At 65.7% G+C, this 22606-nt stretch carries 20 protein-coding genes and 1 pseudogene; 3 read left to right on the top strand and 18 right to left on the bottom strand.

All coding sequences use genetic code 11. The annotated features are described in order from the left end of the window. The first annotated feature begins 7 nt into the window (after window positions 1–7). Window positions 8–688: a GntR family transcriptional regulator gene (locus MF270_RS18165; protein WP_238367195.1), complete on the top strand. Its 681-nt coding sequence runs from the start codon at window positions 8–10 to the stop codon at window positions 686–688. A gap of 27 nt (window positions 689–715) precedes the next feature. Here the strand turns inward: MF270_RS18165 and MF270_RS18160 are convergent, their stop codons facing one another. From MF270_RS18160 to MF270_RS18125, 8 genes are all read right to left on the bottom strand, one after another. Continuing rightward, complete coding sequence (locus MF270_RS18160; protein WP_238367194.1) at window positions 716–1399, bottom strand: LrgB family protein; 684 nt, start codon at window positions 1397–1399, stop codon at window positions 716–718. Between the two features lie 4 nt (window positions 1400–1403). Further along, on the bottom strand, window positions 1404–1766 hold the full coding sequence (locus MF270_RS18155) for a CidA/LrgA family protein (RefSeq protein WP_238367193.1): 363 nt from the start codon (window positions 1764–1766) through the stop codon (window positions 1404–1406). A gap of 4 nt (window positions 1767–1770) precedes the next feature. Continuing rightward, window positions 1771–3108 (bottom strand): aspartate aminotransferase family protein, encoded by a 1338-nt coding sequence (locus MF270_RS18150; RefSeq protein WP_238367192.1) that lies wholly within the window; start codon window positions 3106–3108, stop codon window positions 1771–1773. A 615-nt stretch (window positions 3109–3723) separates the two neighbouring features. Further along, window positions 3724–5040 (bottom strand): TRAP transporter large permease, encoded by a 1317-nt coding sequence (locus tag MF270_RS18145; protein ID WP_238367191.1) that lies wholly within the window; start codon window positions 5038–5040, stop codon window positions 3724–3726. Window positions 5041–5043: 3 nt separating this feature from the next. Beyond that, window positions 5044–5550, bottom strand: coding sequence for a TRAP transporter small permease subunit (locus MF270_RS18140; protein ID WP_238367190.1), 507 nt, complete (start codon window positions 5548–5550; stop codon window positions 5044–5046). Between the two features lie 66 nt (window positions 5551–5616). Further along, window positions 5617–6729 carry a type 2 periplasmic-binding domain-containing protein gene (locus MF270_RS18135; protein ID WP_238367189.1) on the bottom strand — a complete coding sequence of 371 codons (1113 nt, stop codon included), beginning with the start codon at window positions 6727–6729 and terminating at the stop codon, window positions 5617–5619. Between the two features lie 35 nt (window positions 6730–6764). Further along, on the bottom strand, window positions 6765–7970 hold the full coding sequence (locus tag MF270_RS18130; protein ID WP_238367188.1) for a cytochrome P450: 1206 nt from the start codon (window positions 7968–7970) through the stop codon (window positions 6765–6767). A 3-nt stretch (window positions 7971–7973) separates the two neighbouring features. Beyond that, window positions 7974–9668, bottom strand: a complete 1695-nt coding sequence (locus MF270_RS18125; RefSeq protein ID WP_238367187.1) for a dihydroxyacetone kinase family protein — start codon at window positions 9666–9668, stop codon at window positions 7974–7976. 74 nt (window positions 9669–9742) lie between these two features. Between MF270_RS18125 and MF270_RS18120 the strand changes: the two genes are divergently transcribed. After that, window positions 9743–10228, top strand: coding sequence for a MarR family winged helix-turn-helix transcriptional regulator (locus tag MF270_RS18120; protein ID WP_238367186.1), 486 nt, complete (start codon window positions 9743–9745; stop codon window positions 10226–10228). A gap of 286 nt (window positions 10229–10514) precedes the next feature. Further along, window positions 10515–11506, top strand: a pseudogene (locus tag MF270_RS18115) (transposase). Window positions 11507–11729: 223 nt separating this feature from the next. On the opposite strand, the gene iolB reads toward MF270_RS18115, so the two are convergent. From iolB to MF270_RS18065, 10 genes are all read right to left on the bottom strand, one after another. After that, window positions 11730–12536 carry a 5-deoxy-glucuronate isomerase gene (iolB, locus tag MF270_RS18110; protein ID WP_238367185.1) on the bottom strand — a complete coding sequence of 269 codons (807 nt, stop codon included), beginning with the start codon at window positions 12534–12536 and terminating at the stop codon, window positions 11730–11732. After that, window positions 12529–12732, bottom strand: a complete 204-nt coding sequence (locus MF270_RS18105; protein WP_238367184.1) for a hypothetical protein — start codon at window positions 12730–12732, stop codon at window positions 12529–12531. The genes iolB and MF270_RS18105 overlap by 8 nt, the downstream gene beginning before the upstream one ends. Before the next feature lies 1 nt (window position 12733). Further along, window positions 12734–13639, bottom strand: coding sequence for a myo-inosose-2 dehydratase (iolE, locus tag MF270_RS18100; RefSeq protein ID WP_238367183.1), 906 nt, complete (start codon window positions 13637–13639; stop codon window positions 12734–12736). A gap of 24 nt (window positions 13640–13663) precedes the next feature. After that, window positions 13664–15508: a 3D-(3,5/4)-trihydroxycyclohexane-1,2-dione acylhydrolase (decyclizing) gene (gene iolD / locus MF270_RS18095; RefSeq protein WP_238367182.1), complete on the bottom strand. Its 1845-nt coding sequence runs from the start codon at window positions 15506–15508 to the stop codon at window positions 13664–13666. Between the two features lie 12 nt (window positions 15509–15520). Continuing rightward, on the bottom strand, window positions 15521–17446 hold the full coding sequence (locus MF270_RS18090) for a bifunctional 5-dehydro-2-deoxygluconokinase/5-dehydro-2-deoxyphosphogluconate aldolase (protein ID WP_238367181.1): 1926 nt from the start codon (window positions 17444–17446) through the stop codon (window positions 15521–15523). A 58-nt stretch (window positions 17447–17504) separates the two neighbouring features. After that, window positions 17505–18503, bottom strand: a complete 999-nt coding sequence (gene iolG / locus MF270_RS18085) for an inositol 2-dehydrogenase (protein WP_238367282.1) — start codon at window positions 18501–18503, stop codon at window positions 17505–17507. A gap of 83 nt (window positions 18504–18586) precedes the next feature. Continuing rightward, entirely contained in the window at window positions 18587–19420 is an 834-nt protein-coding gene (locus tag MF270_RS18080; RefSeq protein ID WP_238367180.1) for an ATP-binding cassette domain-containing protein, read from the bottom strand. A gap of 12 nt (window positions 19421–19432) precedes the next feature. Further along, window positions 19433–20527 (bottom strand): ABC transporter permease, encoded by a 1095-nt coding sequence (locus tag MF270_RS18075; protein WP_238367179.1) that lies wholly within the window; start codon window positions 20525–20527, stop codon window positions 19433–19435. Between the two features lie 211 nt (window positions 20528–20738). Beyond that, window positions 20739–21683 carry a sugar ABC transporter substrate-binding protein gene (locus MF270_RS18070; protein ID WP_238367178.1) on the bottom strand — a complete coding sequence of 315 codons (945 nt, stop codon included), beginning with the start codon at window positions 21681–21683 and terminating at the stop codon, window positions 20739–20741. 82 nt (window positions 21684–21765) lie between these two features. Next, window positions 21766–22581 carry a TIM barrel protein gene (locus tag MF270_RS18065; RefSeq protein WP_238367177.1) on the bottom strand — a complete coding sequence of 272 codons (816 nt, stop codon included), beginning with the start codon at window positions 22579–22581 and terminating at the stop codon, window positions 21766–21768. Window positions 22582–22606 lie beyond the last annotated feature (25 nt).

Here is a 22606-nt window from a genome sequence, read left to right as displayed (position 1 = left end):
GGCAGCAGTGACGGACAACCAGCTGGACGCAATAGACAAGAGCACTGCGGGCAATCTGTCGGAAAAGGTCGCGGAAAGCATCTTGCGCAGTGCGATCGAAGGGCGGCTCAAGATGGGCCAGCGCCTGACCGAGGTCGAGCTTGCGCGCGAGATGGGCGTCAGCCGGGTCCCCGTCCGGGAGGCGCTTCGCGCGCTCGAGGCGAGGGGCGTGGTCGAAACCAACCACCGCGAGACCCGGCTTTTCGAAGGCAACATCGTTGCCCTTCGAGAGCTGATCGAGGCGCGCAAACTGGTACAGCTGGCGGTGCTTCCCGAGGCGATCATCCGCGTGCAAGAGAACCCGGAGCTGCTGTACGGCTTTGAAGATGCGCTGGATCTGGTGCGCCGTCATTTCCGCCGCGGAGACCCCTACGAGTTGTCGATGGCCGTTCTCGAGTTTCACCGGCAGCTCTTCGTCGCGGCGGGGAACCGGACGTTGCAGGCGATGTTCGACCTGATCGCCCCGCGCATGATGATCGCGCTCGGGCTGACGCTTTTCGAGACGCCCGAAAACCGCATCATCGGCGAGCACGAAAAGTTCCTGTCCATGATCCGCAAGGGAGAGACGCAGGCCGCGCTGGATTTCCTGCCGGACCTGATCGACGAAGGCCTGCTGACCCCGCACGGCGGCAAGACCGCCGCGCCATGAGCCGTAATCGCGGATCGCAGCCCCCATTCAGAAAAGCAGTGCAATAAGCAGCGCGCTGGCAAGGATGTTCAGCTGCATCCCGCAGGTCGCCAGCGCCGCCATTGTCGCGGGCCCTTCGAGGGCACGCGCGACGCCGATGCTGTGAGAGCACAGGCCCAGGGCAAACCCCTGGGCGAGATCGTCGTCGATCCGCATCAGCCGCGCCAGCACGGGCAGCAGCGCCGTGCCAAGAAAGCCGTTCAGCAGCACTGCCAGCATGGCAAGACCGCCCTGCCCGCCCAGTTCGGCCGACAGGGGAACCGCCACGGCGACCGTCACGGACCGCGGGACCAGCGTGGCGATGGCGGCGCTGTCCAGCCCGACCCATGGCCCGACGACCATGACCGACACGATCGACGTGAACGCCCCGGCAACAAGTGCGCCTGCCAGCGCCGGCCAGAATTCGGCGATGACCTTGCGGTGTCGCCAGAGCGGCAGCGCAAGCGCCACCGTCGCCGGACCGATCATCAGCGTCAGCGGCGCCGCGCCGCGCAGGTAGGTTTCGGGCGCGATGTTCAGCAGCCCCAGGATCGCGATGACCATCAAGACCGAGGTCAGCACCGGATTCAAAAGCGCCGCGCCCCCGCCCCTGCGGGACAAAGCCGAGGCCCCGAGCCACAGGCACAGTGTCAGCAGGATGGCCGCAGCGCTTTCGAGACGCAGGTCCGCCATCATGTCACTCGCGAACCGCGCCACGTCTGCGCGACAGACGCGCCAGAGACGAAAACGCGCCGAGTGTCGCAAGCGCCGTCAGCGGCAGGGTGAGCGCGGCGACAAGCGCCAGACGCGGCAGCAGACGCAGAAGCGCAGGATCAACCATCAGCGCAAGCGCGGCGAGCGGAACCAGGAACAGCGCGAAGTTTGATAGCAGCATCTCGGCGGCCGGCGTGATCCATGCCTCGGCCCGCCGTACGGAGGCCAGCAGCACCAGCGCCGTCAACAGACCGTAGACGGTGCCCGGAAGCGGCAAACCGACGACGGACGCGATCCCTTCTCCTGCGAGAACGCTTGCAAGAACCAGAACGAGGCCAGGCAGCATCCGCCTACCCCCGCAGCGATGCAACCGTCGCGTCGAGGGCTGTGCCCAGCCGGTCGCAGATCTGGTCCAGCTCGTCCTCGGTCGCGTTGAAGGGCGGCGCAATGATGACGTGATCGCCGGTCTTGCCGTCAATCGTGCCGCCATTGGGGTAGATCGCCAGACCTGCCTCAAGCGCCGCGCGTTTCAGACGGTCGGAAAACGCGACATCCGGCGCGAACGGCGTCTTGCTCTCCCGGTCCGAGACGAACTCGAGCGCCTGGAAGAATCCGCGCCCGCGAATTTCGCCGACATGTGGATGTTGACCGAAATGCTGCTGAAGCCGATCGGTCAGTTTGGGTCCGAGATCGGCAACATTGGCGACCAGGGCCTGTTCCGTGATGATGCGCTGCACTTCCAGCGCGCCGCGCGTCGCGACCGGATGCGCCTGGTAGGTGTGACCGTGCACGAACGATCCGGTGCCGGCAGTCAGCACCTCGAGAACCTTCGGAGCGATCAACATGGCACCGATCGGAACATACCCGCCGCCAAGCCCCTTGGCGACGGTCTGGATGTCGGGCGAGGCGCCTTCCCATTCCCAGGCGTGGGTGCGCCCGGTCCGGCCCATCCCGCACATGATCTCGTCCGCGATCCAGAGGATTCCGTAGCGGTCGCAAATCTCGCGCACCGCCTTGAAATAGCCCGGCGTGGCGACGGCACAGCCGGAGGTAGCGCCGACGATGGTTTCCGCGATGAAGCCCGCGACATTGGCGGGACCGAGCCTCAGGATCTCGGCCTCGAGTTCGGCGGCAAGCGCGGCGACATAGGTTTCGTCGTCCTGCCCCTCCGGCTGGTAGTGATACGGAAAACAGGGCGATACATGGCTGAAGTTCCGCATCAGCACCGGCTCGTAGATCGACCGCCGCGCGGCATGCCCGCTGGCCGCAAGCGCTCCGAACGTATTGCCGTGATAGCTCTGGCGTCTGGCAATGAAGATCTGCCGGTCGGGTTCACCCCGTTCGATATGGTACTGCAATCCCATCTTGATCGCGCTGTCCATGCTCTCTGACCCGGAGGACACGAAGAAGGCCCGCGCAAAGGCACCACCGCTGATGGCGATCATGTGATCCGCCAATTCCTCGGCCGGTTCGGACGAAAAGAACAGCGTGTGGACATAGGCGACCTTGGTCGCCTGATCTGCAATCGCCTCTGCCACGCGGCGGTTCCCGTGCCCGATGCAGGCCACAGCCGCCCCACCCGACGCGTCCAGCACATGCAGTCCGCCGGCAAGGGTCAGCCAGCTGCCTTCGCCGGCCACGGCGACCTGGAAATCCGTTTTGGTTGAGCGGTGCAGCACATAAGTCATTGTGATCATTCCATTCTGATGTTCGCCCTGGGCGATTGGATCAGCGCGCCGATGAAGGGCCGCCGTGCTGACCCATCAGTTATTGCCTACATGTATACATTGCAAGGAAATTCAGAAAAGGCGGCCGCAAATGCCGGTCGAAATCGCGAGATCGACCAATTCTTGATCGAAACCAGAGGCCATGCGGACCGCACACCTGGCCTGTTGGTGAAACCGCTTCGGGGTCCTGCGCCACTACATACGGGTCGAAACCTTCGCACGGATGGACACCGGGGCGAGCCATGTTGGCCATCCCTTGTTTGGCCATCCCGGTCGAGACCCGTCGGCGGCGCCTGTGCCCACGCAAGATAACAAGGACGATGGCGACGCAGGCAGCGGCCACGCCGCGCGTGGCAGCCCCGTCCCCGAAGGCCGCGGGACACGCTTGTCCCAGGCAAGGAGGACGCGGGCCATCATCCGACATGTGCGCGCCGCTCAGCGGGACAAGGTCGGGCATGTCACCGCTCTGCTGTCGCGCGGTGAACCATGCCCTTCCCCTGAAATCAACGGGTCCTCACCCCGGCTTGCGGATGCTCTCTGCGAGAGGGGTGCCGTGGCGCCGCGCGCTGGCGATTGTCACTGCATCAGGTTCGGCAGGAAAAGCGTGATCTCGGGCACCGACAGCAACAGCGCCATCACGAAGATTTCGCAGACGAGGAACCAGCCGACGCCCCTGAAGATCGTGCCCAGCGCGACCTCCTTTCCGACGACCGATTTGACGACGAACACGTTCATCCCCATCGGCGGCGTGATCATCCCGATCTCGATGTATTTCACCACGATGATCCCGAACCACACGAGGTCAAGCCCGAGTGCATCGATGACCGGCAGGAACACCGGCATGGTGATCAGCATGATCCCGAGCGGGTCGAGGAACATGCCGAGGATCAGGTAGATCACCGAAAGCAAGATCACGATCATCAGTGGATCGCCCGCAAAGCCGGCCGTCATGTCGACCAGAAGCGCCGAGACCCCGGTGAGCGACAAGAGCCGGGTATACATGACAGCGCCCATGCCGACGAAGAAGATCTGTGCCGTGACCGACATCGCTTCTTTCAGCGCCTCGATCATCTTGCGGCTGTCCATGCGCCGCTGGAGGATGGCGATGAACAGGGCAAGCGCAGCACCTGCCGCGCCCGCTTCGGTCGGGGTGACGATGCCGGAGTAAAGCCCGCCGATGATTCCGAGGATCAGCGCGGCCAGCGGCCATGTCTCGCGCAGGGCAAGCATCCGGTCGCGGCGCAGCGTCGTGCGTTCCTGCTGCTCGATGGGCGGGGCCAGCGACGGGTTCAGCTTGCACCGGATGATGATCATCACGACATAGGCCAGGGCCGTGAGAATGCCGGGGATCACCCCCGCGATGAGCAGGGCGGAAATCGACGTCTCGGCAAAGACGCCGTAGAGCACCAGAAGGATCGAGGGCGGGATCAGCGCCGAGAGCGTGCCCGCCGAGGCGACGACCCCGGTGGCAAGGCCCTTGTCGTAGCCTGCGCGCAGCATCTCGGGAATGGCCAGCCGCCCCATCGCCGCCGCCGAGGCGAGCGACGAGCCGCAGGCCGCGGCAAAGCCCGCGCTTGCCATGTTCGCGGCGACGGCCAACCCGCCGGGCAGCGCAGAAAACCACAGGCGGGCGGCGCGGAACAGGGCCGAGGAAATGCCGGACTGGTTCGCGATGGCGCCCATCAAAAGGAACATCGGAATCGCCGTCAGATCCCAGTTGGCCGCAAAGGTGAACGGGGTCTCGCGCAGGATCGAGAAGGCGATCTTGAAGTTGCGCACATAGGCAAGGCCGAGGATCGACACGACGCCGAGCGCCACGCCGATGGGCACGCGCATTCCGATCAGGAACAGCAGGATCGCAAGCGTCGAGAGACCGAAGTAGATCGTGTCCATGTCTCAGTTCCGGGTCTGGAGGTTGCGTTCGGTGGCGCGCGACAAGAGGCGCGATAGAAAGGCGAGCAGCATGACCACCCCGGCTGCCGGAAGGAACCAGCGCACCGGCCAGATCGGAAGGTAGCCGCCGAGGATCTCCCAGACTTCGCCGCGCTTCGTGTTCTTCATCGCGGACTCCCAGGTCTGCCAGACAAAGGCCGTGAGGTAGGCCATCGACAGAAGGTCGGTCAGGACCTCGACCATCGCCTGGCGCCCGGGCGACATGCGGGACACGAAGATGTCGGCGGTCACGTGCTGGTCGCGCAGGGTGACATAGCCCAGCGGCAGGAAGGCCACGGCGACCATGTACCACGAGGCCGAGATCTCGCCGGTGCCGGGCAGGGGCGCGTTGAAGACCGTGCGTGCGACGACATCCGCCGTGACATGCGCCATCATGAGAAAGCCGAAGACGAGGGAGACGGCGAACAGCGCGTCCGCCATCTTGGTGACGATGAAATGGAATTGCCGCATGGCGGTCGCGCTCCTCCAGGGGCCTTGGGTCGGGCGTGGCGCCGGGGCGCCACGCCATCAGTCAGATCAGAGCGCTTCGGGATCGAGCTTGGAGTAGACTTCGTCCCACAGCTTCTGGGTAAAGGCGTCCACGTCGGTGCCGACCTCTGCCGAGATCGCGGTCCACTTCTCGAAGGCCGCGAAATAGGCATCCATCAGGGCGGCGGGGTCGGCGACGCCCAACTGCTTGCCGTTCTCGATCAGCCGCGCGCGGTCGACCTCAGCGAACCCGTTGACAAGCGTGACCAACTCTTCGCTGGGCGTGACATAGGACACGCCGTTGTCGGCGACCTGCGCCTGAAAGGTTTCCTCGTCCTTGAGGACGTAGTTGCCGATCGTATGCTTGGCCGAAGCATAGGCCGAGGCCCGCAGGTGGGCGATCTTGGCCTCGGTCGACAGCCCTTCATAGGCGTCGTAGTTCATCACGAAGCCAAGCGCCGGGGCGGTGGTGCCGAGCGGCAGGTCGGTCACGAACTTGGCATATTCGCCATAGCCGAAGGTCTTGAGCCATTCACGCGACGCCATGAGGCAATCGAGACCGCCCTTTTGCAGCAGACCGACCGCTTCCGGCAGGGTGACCGAGGTCGGGGTCGCCCCGCCCATCGCGGCAATCTCGCCGTATCCGCCCGTGGCGCGGATGCGCTTGCCTTCCATGTCGGCCAGCGAGGCGACCGGAGAGGTGCACATCAGCCGGTAAGAGGCCGAGGCGAAGCCGCCAAGGGGCAGCACGTTGTTGTCCTTGGCCTCTTCAAGGCACGCGGGGCAGCCGAGGAACACCACTTCGGCCGCGGCGCCCGCGGTCGCCACCGGATCGTCGCCCGGAACAACAACCGAGTAGAGCAGCGTGAGCGAGGGCATCGCGCCGGGTGTGTAGACGGGAATTGCGAGGCCCGCCTGCATCAGGTCGTCGCCGACCTGCGCCAGGGTTCCGCGCGGATCCGCAAGCTGGCCGCCCGCGATCAGCTCCCAGGTCACGTCGCCACCGGTCTCCTTCGAGATGATGTCGAAGGCGCCGGGCAGCGTGTCGGTGTTCAGATAGTCCGAAGCTGGCGGCCAGGAGCCGTAGATGAAGTCTTCGGCACATGCCGCGCTTGCCAATGCGGCGCCAAGGGTCGCGCCAAGGATGATCGTATGTTTCATGTCTTCCTCCCAGTTGATGATGCTGCCGGCCAGGGTCAGGCGGCAGTTACTTTCACCGGCTGCGCGGTGTAGCCCCGCAGCCAGTTGTTGATGAACCGTTCCGGCGGCCCGTCATACGCGATGGTCCTGACCCGTTCGGCGAGCGCCGTGAGCACGGCGGTCGCCTCCAGCCGCGCGACCATCTGGCCGACGCAGGCGTGGATCCCGTAGCCGAAGGCCAGATGGCCGACGGGCTTGCGCAGGATGTCGAATTCCTCGGCACGGTCCCAGCGATCCGGGTCGCGGTTCGCGGCGCCAAGGAAGGTCATGACTTTCTCTTCCGCCCCAAGCTGGACGCCGGCGAATTCGGTCGCCCCGGCCGTCGTGCGGCCGATGATCGGGCTCGAAGGCGAAAAGCGCAGTGCTTCGTCGAAGGCGAACTTGGCAAGCGAGGGGTCGTCGTGCAGCAGCGCCCATTGCTCGGGCCGCTCGATCAGCGCGTGGATCGTCAGGCCGATCCCCAGCATGGTCGTGTCGATCCCGGCCGAGATGAAGGCGCGCACCAGCATGCCCGCGTCCTCCTGGGAAATCTCGCCCGCATCGGCGGCGGCGTAGATCTCCTGCCCGAACCCGCCCGGTTGGAGGTTCTCGCGCGCCATCTGTGCATCGACATAGGCAAAGGTGCCCATCTCCTCCACGATCTTGCGGGCCGCGTGGTAGCGGTCGTTGCGCGGCCCCATCGCGTTGAAATTGAGCGTCGAATAGGGCATCAGGTGTTCCCGCCCTTCCTTGCGCATCCCCACGCTGTCCGGCAGCACCTTGAACGGGAAGGCAAAGGCCAGGTCGGCCGAGGCGTCGAAGCTCCCCTTGGCCACGAGCGCGTCGACCATGGCCTCGGCGGTGACGCGGAACGTCTCCTCCAACTGGCGCAGGGCCTTGAGCGACAGCACGCGGGTCAGAACCTTGCGGTTCGGCGTGTGGATCGGCGGATCTGCTTCGAGGATCACCGAGGGCTTGCGCCACGGCTCGTCGCGCTTGACGTTGGTCAGCCCGGTGCCGAAGGAGGACGAGAAGGTCTCCCAGTCCTGGAAGATCTCGCGCACCTGCGCGTCGCGGCCCGAGGCCCAGAACCCGTATTTCGGGATCCAGACGATCGGCCCGGCCTCGCGGATCGCGCGGTCGATCGGATCCGGGTCGTTCAGGGCGGCATCGCTGAACGGGTCGACGTCCAGCACCGGTCGGTCAAGATTTACGGTGGTCATCTTCTATCCTTTGTTCAAGGAGTTCAGCGCGTCTGACGCGGCTTCGAGCCATGTGGCAACCGCGACGGCGCCCGGGTCGGGATGGCCCAGGACGCGGTCGCCGATGTAGCTGGAGCGCCCGCGGCGCGGGGACATGTCGGCCGTGGCTTCCGCGCCCGCGCGCGCCGCCTTCGCGGCCAGCGCGAGACGCTCGGCAGGGGGCGCCGGTGTGGCCATCGCATCGCGTGCCGGGATCAGCGCATCGACCATGGTGCGGTCGCCCGGGGCGGCCCCGCCCAGCTCCGTGACCGATGCGACGCCCGCGGCAAAGGCGGCGGCCAGGGCTTCGCCAGCCTCGCGGTCGGTGGTCAGGGCATGAGACGCGCCAAGCGCCAGGATCGCATAGAGCGGCCCCGAGGTGCCGCCGGTCGCGGCGCGGACCGTGGCGGCGACATGGCGCCAGAAGTCGGCCCCGTCGAGCCCGGCCAGGGTCGCTTCGGTGGCGAGAATCGCCTCGGCCCCACCGGCGAGCGAGCGGCCGATGTCGCCGTCCCCGGTGATCTGGTCAAGCCGCGTGAGGCCCGGCTCGGCGGCGATGATCGCGCGGGCCGCGGCCGCAACGGCGGCAAGCATGGCGGGGTTTCCCGCGCCGGCCGCAGGCGCGACGGCCTGATGAGGCGGCGCGGGGACCTTGTCGGTGACATGGGCACCTTGACCGGGGATCATCCAGGCGGGCGCCCGTGTCGGCGCGTCGAGCGCCCGCGTTCTCTCGGGGTCGAGACGCATGAGGGACAGCGAAACGCCGGCCATGTCGATCGCGGTCAGGAAAGTCCCCGACCAGATGCGCGCCACGGTCAGGCCGCGCGCCTCGCAGGCACGGATCGCATCGCGCGCCATGATCGCCAGTTCCATCGGCGGTGTCGCCCCGAGGTTGTTGACGAACAGAGCCACCGTTTCGCCCGCTGTCATCCCACGATCCTCGGCGATGCGCCCGATCAGCGTCTCGGCAAGCTCGGCGGCGGGGCGGATGGCGACGCGGTCCGACCCGGCCTCGCCATGGATGCCGAGGCCCAGCTCGATCTCGTCATAGCCCAGTTCGAAGTTCGGGCTGCCGGCTGCGGGCACGATGCAGGGCGACAGCGCCACCGACATCGACGCGGTGTCCGCCACGGCCGCCTCGGCCAGGGCCTTGACCTCGGCCAGCGGCAGGCCCCGTTCGGCCGCGTCCCCCGCGATCTTGTGGATCAGCACCGTGCCGGCCGTGCCCCGCCGCCCGGCGGTCTTTTCCGCCGATCCCAGGGCCGCGTCCTCGTCGACGATCATCACCGCGACGTCCAGCCCTTCGGCCCGGGCAATCTCGGCCGCGAGGCCGAAGTTGAGCCGGTCGCCGGTGTAATTCTTGACGATCAGCAGCGCGCCGCCCGGCCCGCCGACCGTGCGGATGGCGGTCAGCACGGCATCGGTCGAAGGCGAGGCAAATACGTCGCCTGCCACGGCGGCCGTCAGCATGCCCTGGCCGACATAGCCCGCATGGGCCGGCTCGTGCCCGGACCCGCCACCCGAGATCAGCGCGACCTTGCCGGCGGCGCGCAGGGCCTCGAAATCGTCGCGCACGACGATGGTGGTGCCCTCGATCAGGCGCAGGCCATCCGCGGCGCGAACGGTGCCTTCCAGTGCATCCGCAACCACGGAGGAGACGTCGTTGATGAGTTTCTTCATGCGGACAGAGCCCCGGTTTGCAAAATTGTTTTGGCGTGGATATTCAAGTGCGATCGCCTGACAGGACCTATCGCATGACGGATGAGATTATCGACGAGCCGGGACGCAGCGTGGATGCCGCGCACTACCTGCCGTATTTCCTCACGACGCTCAGCAGTGCGTTTTCCTGGGGCGCGTCCAAGGTGTTCCGCGCCGAATTCGGTGTCGGACTGAACGAATGGCGCATGCTGTCGTCCCTGCGCAACGAACCCGGCATCCGTGCGCAGCGGGTCTGTGAAATGGTGTCGATGAACAAGTCGCTGGTCAGCCGCTCGGCCCGCAGCCTCGAGGAGCGCGGGATGCTGACCGAACGTCTCGTGGATGGTCAGCGCCGCATGTGGCTCACCCCGGCGGGGGCCGAGATGCATGACCGAATCATGAAGGTCGCCCTGGAGCGTGAGGCGGCGATGCTGACCGGTTTCAGCCAAGCGGAGACCGACCAACTCTTCCGTTTCATGGCGCGTCTGCACGAGAACCTCGCCCTGGTGGACAAGCTCGACGTCGACTACACCAACCGCTGATTTCGCGTTCCGCTGCCGGGCGCATGCGCCGCTTCGACCCCTGTGCAACTGACCCTCCCTGTCATCTCCTGTTGCAAAGGTTAGTTTAAATAGCAACTTGTTTACAATTCAACTGGTATGTTGCGCCCCTGGAGGGTTTTCTGGAAATTTTCTTTAAGCCTTTGATAAGATGAACTTATGTCGACAGGTGGTTTCAGGCGGGTTTCGCGTGAGGCGGGCAAGGGGCTCTGATGCACAAAGCCTGCAAGGGTTTCATCTCGTGACTCCAGAGCGGTCGCTGGCATGTATCCGCAGACCGACACCAACGACCAACAAGACCAGGAACTTGGCCGCCCATGACGAAACGCCAGAGCGTCGCGGTTCGCTGACGATCCGATCCCGGCCCGAGAAACGCGCCGGGATGCCTTGCCGGCCGGCGTGGCCGCCAGCAGACCCATGATGATGACGCCATCCAGACCTGTCTGGCGGTGCGGGGTCTGTTCAACACGGCCGAAAGGGATCGCGCCACTGGCCCGAGCGATAATGACGACCCGGCAGACGACCGGTCTTGTCGAGAGCCTGCCGCGGCTGGTTGGTCTGGACTGGACGGTGCCCGCCTTCGCCGGCCTGTCCCCCCGTCAGAAGACCCTGGCCGCCAACATCCCCCGTCGTGGACCGAAAGCCCCGTGCCTCGACTCCCCGACAGTCGGCCATCGAGGGCGAAGACGCGTGGCGCGCACGCAGGCGTGAAGGCCCCAAACGGCGCGTCAGGCGCAAGATCCGCCTCGGGATCGACGAGAAATCACTCGAGATCAGAGCCATCCATTCTCCGGCAGGCGAATTGCAAAGAGAATCCGCCGAGAGGGGGGACCACCGGGCGCCGGGCCGGCAAGGCCCCGGTTCTGCCCGATCTGATCGGCCTGATCCCTGCGGATCAGGAACCGGGTCGCGTCACGCCGAACGGTGCTTGCGACACGCGCAATCACAACCAAGCCATCGACGCTCGCGGCGCTCATGCCGTGACCCGCCCCGCAAGACAGCCACACCATGGAAAACAGTCACCGCCGATGCTGGTGCACGGTATCGAAATCCAGCGGACATCCGAAACCATTGGCCGTGCCCTGTGGCGACGAAAGAGCGGCTCACAACCGGAGCCGGGCCGGGACAAAGATGCACCGCGTGAAACCGCCGGGCCAGCGCCTGACTTGGACCGTCGGGGCGGCGAGGGCCTGGTCCGCATCGCCCTTGGCCGACGGCTCCACCGCGCTTGGCAGAGCTGTCGCGGAAGCGGTCGGATGAGCCGATCCGTGGAATGGGGACCTCGGCCATCACCGCCGCGTGCAACACAGCCCGCGCATGGGGCCATTACCGTTCATCGCCCATCAGGGTGACGTCGCCTCGCTGCGCGCGATCGGGCACACCACGCGGGCCCGCGCCGACAATGACCTGGCGCGTCATGCCGACCCGTCCGCCGCATTTCCGGAGGCTCCTTTCGGAGACCGCTTCCCCCGTGTCGAACCGCCTATGCGTCCCGTTCCATGATCCACTCGACCTCTGGTGCCGGCACAAAGCGCCACTTCCGCAGCGGCCCGGCCATGACGTTGAGGTAGTACATCTCGAACCCGTAGGGCGCACCGCAGGGATGGTGCCCGCGCGGCACCAGTACCACGTCGCCATCAGCGACGGCCATGGTTTCGTTCAGTTGCAGGTCGTCGGTATAGACGCGCTGGATGCCAAAGCCCGAGGCCGGGTTCAGCCGGTGGTAATAGGTTTCCTCGAGGTAGGTGATCCGGGGGTAGTCGTCCTCGTCGTGGCGATGTGACGGATAGGAAGACCAGTGGCCCGCGGGGGTAAAGACCTCGGTCACCAGCAGGCTGTCGCAATAATCCTCGTTCTCCATGGCGATGTTGTTGATATATCGCGTGTTGGCGCCCTTGCCGCGTTCCGTCAGGGTGATCCCGTCGGGGCCGATGCGCCGCGCCGCATGCCCGCCCTGCCCCGGCGCGCTGCACACCGCGATCACGCAATCGGTCGTGGACTCCGCCGTCCAGTCGCACCCGTTCGGCAGATACAGGCAATGCGGCGGCGTCTTTTCGAAGACATCCATCCGCGCGCCCAACTCGCCCCAATCCTGCCCCGCGCCGGTGACGCGTGCCTTGCCCTCGACCATGACAAGGATCACCTCGCGGTCGCCTGTCGCCTCGGCCACGGTTTCGCCCGCGCGCAGGCGGTACAGCGAGAAGCCGACATAGCGCCAGCCCGCCGATTGCGGCGTGATCTCATGCACCTTGCCATGGGTGCCAAAGGGTTTACGCAGCAGATCAGTCATCAGAAGTCCTCTTATCGGTGACCGGCACCCAGGTCAGCAGCAGGACATAGCCTGCCCAGGCCCCGACCGCGCCGAACATCAAAGCCCATCCCGGGCTGCCGGTCAGGAGTTCGACCACGGCCCATCCAAGCGCCAGGACCACCGTCAGGATGCGGCGCCAGATCGGATTGAAGAAGGGGTGGCGCAGGTCGAACATCTCAGCGCGCCACGGTCAGGCCGGACTTGGCGCAGATATCCAGGATGTGATCATAACCCAGCTTGGAATACTCGTAGGGCGGGGCCTTGGCCGGGTCCTGCTCGGCCTCGACGACGATCCAGCCGGTGTAGTCCATCTGGGCCAGACGGTCGGTGATCGCCTGGAAGTCGATGCAGCCTTCGGGGTCGCCCGGCACGGAATAGACCCCCGCCGCCACGCCATCCAGAAAGCTCTCGTCCTGCGCATGGACCCAGTCCAGCACCGGCTGGCGCACGTCCTTGAAGTGGACATGCTTTACCCGGTGGCCCCATCTGTCCAGCACGGCCAAGGGATCGGCCCCGGCAAAATGCAAATGCCCGGTGTCGTAAAGCAGGTGCAGATCGGGGGTCGAGCCCTCCATCAGCCAGTCGATATCCTCGGCATCCTGAACCATCGCGCCCATGTGGTGGTGATAGGCCAAGGGCGTGCCGCGATCCGCCGACCACTTCGCCAGCTCGGACAGTTTGGCGGCATAGGTCCTGACCTCGTCACGGCTCAGCTTGGGACGGCGCGACACGGGCGTGTCGATGGCCCCCTGAATGGTGTTCGAACACTCGGCGTAGACGATGCAGGGCGCGTTCAGCGCGGCGAACTGGTCGACCTGCTGGCGGATCGCGTCTTGTTCGGTCGCCAGATCGTTGACCATCAGGTTGCCTGAACACCAGCCGCCGCACAGCGACACGCCATAGCGGTCCAGATAGGCCCGCAAGCCCTCGGTATCGGCGGGCATGCGGCGGCCGCGCTCGACCCCCTGATAGCCGACCTTCCCCGCATCCTCCATCGCGCCTGTCGTGGTGAAGGCGGCGGTCAGGTCAGGCAGGTCGTCGTTCTGCCAGGCGATCAGCGAGATCCCGATCTTCACGCTCATATCAGTGTCTTTCCCAAAAGGCGGTCAGTTGACCAGCCGTTGCTTCGTCATACCGTCCAGGTAGGCCGCATAGGCCTTGTTCACGCCGTCATGGTCGCTGACCGCGGGCACCGCCACGTCCCACCAGTGGCCTGCCGCGCCAAATCCGGGTCCCTCGGCCGGGTTGGTCTCGATCACGATCACGGTGGGGATGGTGCGGCCACGGGCGTTTGCAATCTCGGTTTCCAAAGCCGCGATGTCGGCGGCCTTGACCGCATGGGCCCCCATGCTGGCGGCGTGGGCGACATAGTCGATCTGCGGCTGGTCCTGCACATTGCAGGTCTCGTAGAGGTTGTTGAAGGACGGCCCGCCGCAGACCAGGGTTTGCAGGCGGTTGATGCAGCCGTAGCCCCGGTTGTCGGTCAGCACGACGGTGAAGGGCACGCGGCGCATCACCGCCGTGGCCAACTCGCTGTTCGCCATCATGTAGCTGCCGTCACCCACAAAGCAGATCACCTCGCGTTCGGGAGACGCCAGTTTCAGGCCCATCGCGCCGGCGATCTCGTAGCCCATGCAGCTGAAGCCGTATTCCATGTGATAGCCGCCCTGGCTGGCTTGCCACAGCAGCTTGAGCGCACCGGGCATCGTGCCGGCGGCGCACATCGCCACGGCATCCTCGCCGGTCGCGCGCTGGACGGCACCGATCACCTCGGCATCGAGCGGGCGATAGCCTTCGCCGCCCGTGCGGGGCTGACAATGGGCGGTGACGGCGTCCAGCCACTCGGCGCGCAGCCTGGCGTCCGGGGCGCTTGCCGCATGGTCGCCCAGGGCGGCGCTGATCTTGTTCAGCGCCACTTTCGCGTCGGCCACCATCGGCACCGCGCCGTGTTTGACGGCGTCATAAGCCGCCACGTTGATCGAGACCAACCGCCGCGCGGGGTTCTTGAACAAGGCCCAGGACCCGGTGGTGAAGTCCTGGAACCGCGTGCCGACCCCGATCACCAGGTCGGCGGTCTCGGACACCGCGTTCGCCGCCGCCGAGCCATCGACACCCGAGGCGCCAAAGTTCATCGGGTGCGCCTGCGCCAGCGCCGACTTGCCCGCCTGGGTTTCCACGAAGGGGATGTTGTGGCGCGTGGCGAAGTCGCCCAGCACGTCTTCGGCCCGAGAGTAGATCACCCCGCCTCCGCAGACGATGACCGGGTTCTTCGCCGCCTTGATCAGGTCAACGACCTCGGCCAGTTCGCCCGCATCCGGCTCCGGGCGACGGATGCGCCAGACGCGCGGCTCAAAGAAGGCGTGCGGATAGTCATGCGCCTCGGCCTGCACATCCTGACAGAAGGACAGCGTGACGGGGCCGCAATTGGCCGGATCGGTCATCACCGCCATCGCACGCGGCAGGCAGGTCAGCAGGTGTTCGGGCCGGGTGATCCGGTCAAAGTACCGGCTGACGGGCCGGAAACAGTCATTCGCCGAGACCGTGCCATCGTCAAAATCCTCGACCTGCTGCAGCACCGGATCGGGGCGGCGATTGGCGAACACGTCGCCGGGGATCAAGAGCAGCGGAATGCGGTTCACATGCGCCAGCGCCGCCGCCGTCACCATGTTGGTCGCGCCCGGCCCGATGCTCGAGGTCACTGCCATGGCGCGCGTCCGCCTGGACGCCTTGGCAAAGGCAATCGCCGCATGTGCCATGGTCTGTTCGTTCTGGCCGCGCCAGGTCGGCAGCGCATCGCCCGCGTCATGCAGCGCTTCGCCGAGGCCGGCCACGTTGCCATGGCCGAAGATCGCCCAGACACCGTCGATGAAGCGCTCGCCGGTTTCGGTCCTTTGCGCCGCAAGGTAACGCACCATGGCCTGCGCGGCGGTCAGTCGGATCGTTTGTGTCATGTCACCAGCCCTTTATTCGGCAGCTTGCAGGGCACCGGCGCGGGCCGTGTCCCAGACTTCGCACAGGTGGGAAAACCGCCTGGCCATCATCCCGACCGCGTCCGCGTCGCTCATCTCGCCCTGCATCCAGGCGCGGGCCGCATCGCCAAAGATCGTGCGGCCGACGGCAAAGCCCTTGACCAGCGGCTGCTTGGCCGCCAGCTGGAACGAAGCCGCCAGTTCATCCTCGGGCGCATCGAGGCCCAGCACCACGATGCCCCGCGTGCGCGGGTCGTTGCGGGTGATCGCATCCACGGCGTTCTGCCAGGCGGCGTCGGTCTTGAACGGCTCCAGTTTCCACCAGTCGGGGTAGACCCCCGCATCGTAGAACTGCTGGATCAGCGTGGCCGTGGTGGTGTCATCGACGGGCGCGACCTTCGACGGGATCACCTCCAGCAGGAATTCCAGCCCGGCCCGCCGCGCGGCGGTGAAGAGGCGCAGGACGCGTTCCTCTTGCAGCGCGCGCGTGGTCGCATCGTCGTCCGGGTGGCAGAAGACCAGCAGCTTGACCACGTCCTCGACCGCCCACTCCCGGAACCGGCCAAAGTCGATGCCAAGGTCCTTTTCGAACTGGATCGGGCGCGAGCCCGGATCCTCGGTCGGGCGCCCGATCCACAGGCCCGAGCCGCTGGCGCGGTGCAGCGCAGACCGCCCGATGCGGTTGTCGCACAGGATCCCATAGCCGGGCTGGCCGTTCCGCACCTTCAGCGCCGCGTCGAGGCACAGCTCCTTGAAGGTCGCGCCCTTGTCGGGCGTATAGCCCGCCATCTCCTCCAGCTGCATCCGGTGGTCAAAGGCAAAGGTCCGCAGCACCTCCGCCTGCGCGCCGGGGCGCGTATGGCGGTTGGTGGCCCAATGGACCTGCTCCAGCTCTGCGTCGTTGCGCAGGTCGGGCTGGATGATGCCGCGCTCGAAGAAGAACTGAAGTTCATCCCATGACGGGTACGCCGGGGTGCAGCCATGCCGCGACACGGCAAACGCCCCGCAGGCATTGGCGTATTTCAGCGCAACGGGCCAGGGCTCGCCATCCAGCCAGCCCTTGAGCAGCCCGGACATGAAGCCATCGCCCGCGCCCAGCACGTTGAACACCTCGATCGGGAAGCCGGGGCCGGTCTGGCCATCGTCCAGCGAGTCCGGAATATCCCCTTCAAAGGCCACGGCCCCCATCGGCCCGCGCTTGCAGACCAGCGCCGCCCCCGACACGGCCCGCACGGCGCGCAGGGCGGCGATGGTGTCGGTCGAGCCGCCCGCGATGTGGAATTCCTCCTCAGTGCCGACGATCAGGTCGAATAGGTGCAGCGTCGATTGCAACTGCGCCGTCACCTCGGCGCTTTCGGCAAAGCGACTTTCGCCGTCGCCATGACCCAAGACGCCCCAGAGGTTCGGTCGGTAGTCGATGTCCAAAGCGGTCTTCACCCCGTTTTCACGCGCGATGGTCAGCGCCTTGAGCACGGCGGCGCGGGTGCGTTCGTGGCTCAGGTGCGTGCCGGTGGGCACGACCGAGCGCGCGGATTTGATGAACTCGGGGTCGATGTCGCCTTCGCACAGCGCCATATCCGCGCAATTCTCGCGGTAGAAGATCAGCGGAAATTGCTCCTGATCGCGGATGCCAAGGATCACCAGCGCCGTCAGCCGCTCGGGATCGGTCTTGACGCCTCTGGTCTCGACCCCCTCGCGCCGCAACTGCTCGACGATGAACCGCCCCATGTGCTCGTCGCCCACGCGGCTGATCAGCGCCGACTTCAGCCCCAACCGCGCCGTCCCGCAGGCGATATTGGTCGGAGACCCCCCGATATACTTGTCGAAGGACGCCATGTCCTCGAGCCGCCCGCCAATCTGCGCGCCATACAGGTCCACGCCCGCGCGGCCAATCGTGATAACGTCCAAGGGTTTCGTCATGGGGAGGCTCCCGTCAAAGGCTGCGACGGATCAAGCGAGACCCGGCGCAGGGATCGTTTCAGTTGGTGGCCAAGGTAACGGCCTGACCGGATTTTGCGGATTGCAGCGCCGCATCGGCCAGCTCGAGCGCGCGCAACCCGTCCAGACCCGTGGTCGGCGTCGGCGCCCCCTGTTCGACCGCTTCGACAAAGGCCGAGATCTCGGCCGCATAGGCCGCCGTGTAGCGCGACATGAAGAAGTTCAGAAGCGGCGGCTTGGTGTAGCCGTCACCATTGGCCAGCTCGATGTTCGCCTCGCGGTGGTTCATGGCAGAAACGGACCCCTTGGAGCCGTGCACCTCGATCCGCTGGTCGTAGCCATAGGTGGCGCGGCGGGTGTTGGTGATGGTGCATTGCTTGCCGCTGGCGGTGCGCAGGATCACGTTGAGGCTGTCGTAATCGCCCAGCTTGCCGATCTCGGGGTCGGTCAGGACCGAAGCCTGCGCCATCACGGTTTCCACCTCTTCGCCCAAGAGCCAGCGCGCCACGTCGAAATCGTGGATCGTCATGTCGCGGAAGATGCCGCCGGAGCTTTTGATGTAAGCGGGCGGCGGCGCGCCCGGATCGCGCGAGGTCAGCGTGACCATCTCGACCTCGCCGATGCGGCCCTCGTCGATGGCGGCCTTGAGCGCCCGGAAATCGGGATCGAACCGGCGCTGGAAGCCGACCATCAGGGTGCCGTTCTGGGCCGCGACGGTTTCGATCACCTGGCGCGCGCGGGCCACGTCGAGATCGACGGGCTTTTCGCAGAACACGGCCTTGCCGGCCTTCACGAAGCGTTCGATCAGATCGGCATGGGTGTCGGTGGGCGTGCAGATGATCACCGCGTCGATGTCATCCGCCTGTTCGATGGCCTCGATGCTGCGGATTTCGCAGCCGTACTGATCCTGCAGCGCCTGTGCCGCTGCCGCGACCGCGTCCGCCACGGCGACCAGAGTGGCCCCGGGGACCGAGGCGATGGCGCGGGCGTGGACTTGTCCGATGCGACCTGCGCCGAGAACTCCGAATTTCACAGTCATAGTCTTCCTCATGAAGGGCACAGCCCGGTTGAGCGCCGCAGGTTCGAGACCGACGGCGATTGTCTTTGCGGCGTGACCGGCGATCAGGCGGCGTCGGCATATTCCGGCTGGGTCTTGGCGCCGGTGATATAGGCCACGACGTCCTCGCCGGAGATTTCGCCGGCCCGGATGTCGAGATTTGCGCAGATGCGCCCGCGCCGGAAGACGACAATCCGATCACACAGGTCCATCACCTGCCGCATGTTGTGGCTGACCAGGATCAGCGGCTCGCCCTGCTCTTTCAGCGTGCGGATGATGTTCTCGACCTGCGCGGTCTCCTGCACGCCAAGCGCGGCCGTGGGTTCGTCCATGATGGTCAGCTTGGAATGGAAGGTCGCGGTGCGGGCGATGGCCACGCATTGCCGCTGCCCCCCCGACATCCGTTCGATCGTGCCACGGATGTTGGGGATCTTGACGCCGGTCTTTTCCAGCGCGCCGATCGTCCGCTCGCGCATGGCCTTGTAGTCGAGGATCGAGAACGGCCCGAGCTTGAACTTGACCAGCTCGCGCCCGAGGAACAGGTTGTCGGGCACATCGAGCTGATCGGCCAGCGCCAGCGTCTGGAACACCGTCTCGATCCCCGCGTCGCGGGCATCCATCGGGTTCTCGAAATGCACCGGCCTGCCGTCAAAGACGACCTCGCCGCGGGTGCGGGTTTCGACCCCGGTGATCTGGCGCACGAAGGTGGACTTGCCCGCCCCGTTGTCGCCCATGATCGCCACGTGCTCGCCCTTGTGCAGGATGAAATTCGCGTCCTGCAGGGCATGCACGCCACCGTAATGCTTGGTGAGGCCGCGCGTTTCCAGGATCACCTCGCCCGACGGCGCCGCGCCGTGAGAGAAGTCCGTGCTGTAAAGATTTGTCTGTACGTCGCTCATGGTCTCTCTCCCTTATCCGCGCGCCGCGGCGCGCCCACGGCGCCACTGGTCGAGCACCACGGCAGCCACGATGATCGCCCCCTTGACCATCTCCTGGTAGTAGGCGTCGAGGCGCAGGTAGGTGAAGCCCGAGATGATCACGCCAAAGATCAACGCCCCCAGCACGGTGCCCACGATGGATCCGCGCCCGCCGGCCAGGCTGACGCCGCCGATGACGGTCATGGCGATGGCGTCAAGTTCATACATCACCCCCATGCCGGCCTGCGCCGTCAGGTTCTTGGAGGCCAGCACCAGCGCCGACAGGCCCGCCAGCATCCCTGCAATCGTGTAGACCAGCACCTTGTGGCGGTCGACCTTGATGCCGGACATGCGCGCCGCGTCCTCGTTGGACCCGATGGCATAGGTGTGCTTGCCGTAGACGGTGTACTTCAGGACAAAGTGGAACAGGATTGCCAGGCCGATGAAGATGACCACGGGCGACCAGCCCGCCAGCCCGTTGCCGATGTCGGCGAAGGGGTCGGTCGGAAACGAGATTGGCTGCCCCTTGGACCACCACTTGGCGGCCCCGCGCGCCGCGACCATCATTCCGAGCGTTGCGATGAAAGGGGGAATCTTGGTGTAGGCGATGAGCAATCCGTTCACCGCCCCGGCAAGGATGCCGATGGCGAGGGCCACGATGATCGGTACGATCACCGGCAGATCCATGAAGGCTTCGCCAAAGATCGCCTTGGGGTTCGGGTTGCCGTTCACCAGCGCGGTCTGCGCGAAACTCATCGAGACCATCGCGGTCAGCCCGACAACCGAGCCGGGCGACAGGTCGATGCCGCCGGAAATGATCACCTGCGTCGATCCGATGGCAATGATGCCGATGATCGAAACCTGAAGGATGATGATCTTCAGGCGGACCATGTTCAGGATGGTGCCGTCGCGGGCTGTGTTGAAATCGAACAGCAGGCTCTGACCGTTCATATAGGGCAGGACTTGCCCCAGCAGCTCGAAGATCGCGATGATGGCGACGAGCGCGATGAACACGTTCATCTCGTTCGGCCATGCGCGTTTCTTTGCGTCGAACGTCAGTCCGCCAATGCCATGGGACGTCTCGGACATCCTCTTCCCTCCCTGTTGCGCGACTTCGTATTAGCGATCGGGCCCGACTTTGCCGCGATCAAATTTGATCTGATCTGATCAAGCGCGCGCCATGACCCTGATCTGGCGCGAAATCGGACGCCGCGCATGTCATCCTTACCCATTTCCGCAGCGGGAAAGTCGGGAGAGCGGAGCCACGAGGGCTCCGCCCAGGCGTCGCATGTCGCGACGGTCAGTTCTTCGACGTATAGTCGGCGAGGTTTGCCGGGGTCACCAGTTCGAACGGGATGTAGACCTTCTGCGGCACGTCCTCGCCGCGCGCCAGTTTCAGCGCCGCGTCAAGCGCGCCGGCGCCCTGGCCCGCCGCGTTCTGGAACACGGTCACATCGAGATCGCCCGCCTGCATCGACGCAAGTGCATCCTGGGTGGCATCCACACCGGTCACGACCACGTCGTCCATCGAGACACCCGCCGCCTTCAGGGCCTGGAGCGCGCCGATGGCCATTTCGTCGTTGTTGGCGAACACGGCCTGGAAAGATGCGCCCGAAGACAGCCAGTTGGTCATCAGGTCCTGCGCCTCGTCTCGCGACCAGTTCGCCGTCTGCTCGTCGATGACGTTGATGAAGCTGCACATGTCCATGCCGATCACGTCATGGAAGTCCTTGGTGCGCTGCACGGCCGCCTGGTTCGACAGCTCGCCCATCATGATGTAGATATCCGCCCCGGCAGAATGACCTGCCGCACGCAGCATCTGGCAGCCTTCGAAGGCGGCCAGCGTGCCGGACTCGATCTCGTTGGACGCCACGAATGCCTGATTGTCGGGGAGGTTATCGACGTTCACGGGCTGGCGGTTCACGTAGACGAGCGGAATGCCTGCAGCGGCGGCAGCCTGCGTCATCGCTTCGGTCGCCGAGGTGTCGACCGGGTTCACGATGATCGCATCGACGCCCGACGCGGCAAAGTTGTTGATCTGGTCCAGCTGCTTGGCCACGTCGTTCTGCGCGTCCTCGATCTGGATGTCGATGCCTTCAAGGCTGTCCGCATAGTCCTGCATGCCGTTGCGCAGCACCGTCAGGAAGTTGTCGTCGAACAGCGCCATCGACACGCCGATGGTTTCGGCCATCGCGGTGGTGGACATGAGCGACACGAGGCTCGCTGCGATCAGGGTCTTTTTCATGGGTTTCCTCCCGTTGATGGTGTCCGGCGCACCACTCCCTATGCCGGATACCCCCTCCTCCAGGGGCCGTCTCGCCTCTGGCTCAGGCGGCTTTCGCCTGAAGTTCAGAGGTGATGAAGTCGAAAGAGCGCTGGAGCGCCGTGAACGGATCGTCCAGCGCGTGAATCTCCGGCGCAAAGCATTCGTAAGAGATCGCGCCGTCGTACCCGGCGGCGGTCAGCGCCTTGATCTGGTCGATATTGCCAAGGCGGTCATGTTCGTTGACCAGCACGCGGTGCGCGTCCTCCATCTGCTCGACGCTCAGGGACGGATCCACCACGCCCGAGATATGCACGATCCCCGTATGCTCCGGAAACAGCGGGCCGCCATCGGCCAGCGTGTGGTGGAAGGTGTCATGCACCAGTTTGTAGCGGTGGCCGGCGTCCAGCGCCTCGATCACGTCGACCAGTTCCTGCTTGGACCGCAGGGACGACCGGCCAAAGCCCAGGGGCTCGACAAGTGCGGTCATGTCCGCGGCCTCCAGCATGGGCAGCACTTCCTTCAGGGCGATGCGCAGGTTGGCCTGACGCTCGCCATTGCCGGTCTGGGTGCCGTCGTTGCGCGGGATCAGGCTGATGGTCTCCGCGCCGGACGCCTTGGCCGCCGCAATGATCGTCTCGACCTTGGTGCGGATCTCGTCGGACCAGCTGTTGAAGGCATAGACCTCGCTCATGCCCAACAGGCGCAGCCCGCGCGTGCGAGCCATGTCGCCTGCTTGCTTCGGATCGATCCCGTCAAACAGCGGGCGATCAAGATCGTTGCGCACCTCGACGCCGATGCATCCAAGCGCCTTGGCAAGATCAAGGAAGGCCACGTAGTCAAGACGGCGCACCGTCATCTGGTTGAGTGCAAATTTCATGGTGTCCTCCCGCCGCGACGCGTTT

Origin of the sequence: Mesobacterium pallidum (assembly GCF_019966535.1) — a bacterium.
In the GTDB taxonomy this organism is placed as follows: Bacteria; Pseudomonadota; Alphaproteobacteria; order Rhodobacterales; family Rhodobacteraceae; genus Mesobacterium; species Mesobacterium pallidum.
The sequence above is the reverse complement of the archived record's forward strand: the minus strand, read 5'-3'. Positions and strand labels throughout refer to the sequence as shown.

What these genes read in the sequence shown, in the direction of transcription:
- iolE (WP_238367183.1), bottom strand. Translation starts at nt 13,639, where the DNA reads ATGAGCGTGAAGATCGGGATCTCGCTGATCGCCTGGCAGAACGACGAC.
- MF270_RS18125 (WP_238367187.1), bottom strand. Translation starts at nt 9,668, where the DNA reads ATGAAGAAACTCATCAACGACGTCTCCTCCGTGGTTGCGGATGCACTG.
- MF270_RS18065 (WP_238367177.1), bottom strand. Translation starts at nt 22,581, where the DNA reads ATGAAATTTGCACTCAACCAGATGACGGTGCGCCGTCTTGACTACGTG.
- iolG (WP_238367282.1), bottom strand. Translation starts at nt 18,503, where the DNA reads ATGACTGTGAAATTCGGAGTTCTCGGCGCAGGTCGCATCGGACAAGTC.
- MF270_RS18075 (WP_238367179.1), bottom strand. Translation starts at nt 20,527, where the DNA reads ATGTCCGAGACGTCCCATGGCATTGGCGGACTGACGTTCGACGCAAAG.
- MF270_RS18155 (WP_238367193.1), bottom strand. Translation starts at nt 1,766, where the DNA reads ATGCTGCCTGGCCTCGTTCTGGTTCTTGCAAGCGTTCTCGCAGGAGAA.
- MF270_RS18135 (WP_238367189.1), bottom strand. Translation starts at nt 6,729, where the DNA reads ATGAAACATACGATCATCCTTGGCGCGACCCTTGGCGCCGCATTGGCA.
- MF270_RS18070 (WP_238367178.1), bottom strand. Translation starts at nt 21,683, where the DNA reads ATGAAAAAGACCCTGATCGCAGCGAGCCTCGTGTCGCTCATGTCCACC.
- iolD (WP_238367182.1), bottom strand. Translation starts at nt 15,508, where the DNA reads ATGACACAAACGATCCGACTGACCGCCGCGCAGGCCATGGTGCGTTAC.
- MF270_RS18130 (WP_238367188.1), bottom strand. Translation starts at nt 7,970, where the DNA reads ATGACCACCGTAAATCTTGACCGACCGGTGCTGGACGTCGACCCGTTC.
- MF270_RS18140 (WP_238367190.1), bottom strand. Translation starts at nt 5,550, where the DNA reads ATGCGGCAATTCCATTTCATCGTCACCAAGATGGCGGACGCGCTGTTC.
- MF270_RS18160 (WP_238367194.1), bottom strand. Translation starts at nt 1,399, where the DNA reads ATGGCGGACCTGCGTCTCGAAAGCGCTGCGGCCATCCTGCTGACACTG.
- MF270_RS18145 (WP_238367191.1), bottom strand. Translation starts at nt 5,040, where the DNA reads ATGGACACGATCTACTTCGGTCTCTCGACGCTTGCGATCCTGCTGTTC.
- MF270_RS18150 (WP_238367192.1), bottom strand. Translation starts at nt 3,108, where the DNA reads ATGACTTATGTGCTGCACCGCTCAACCAAAACGGATTTCCAGGTCGCC.
- MF270_RS18120 (WP_238367186.1), top strand. Translation starts at nt 9,743, where the DNA reads ATGACGGATGAGATTATCGACGAGCCGGGACGCAGCGTGGATGCCGCG.
- MF270_RS18090 (WP_238367181.1), bottom strand. Translation starts at nt 17,446, where the DNA reads ATGACGAAACCCTTGGACGTTATCACGATTGGCCGCGCGGGCGTGGAC.
- MF270_RS18080 (WP_238367180.1), bottom strand. Translation starts at nt 19,420, where the DNA reads ATGAGCGACGTACAGACAAATCTTTACAGCACGGACTTCTCTCACGGC.
- MF270_RS18105 (WP_238367184.1), bottom strand. Translation starts at nt 12,732, where the DNA reads ATGTTCGACCTGCGCCACCCCTTCTTCAATCCGATCTGGCGCCGCATC.
- iolB (WP_238367185.1), bottom strand. Translation starts at nt 12,536, where the DNA reads ATGACTGATCTGCTGCGTAAACCCTTTGGCACCCATGGCAAGGTGCAT.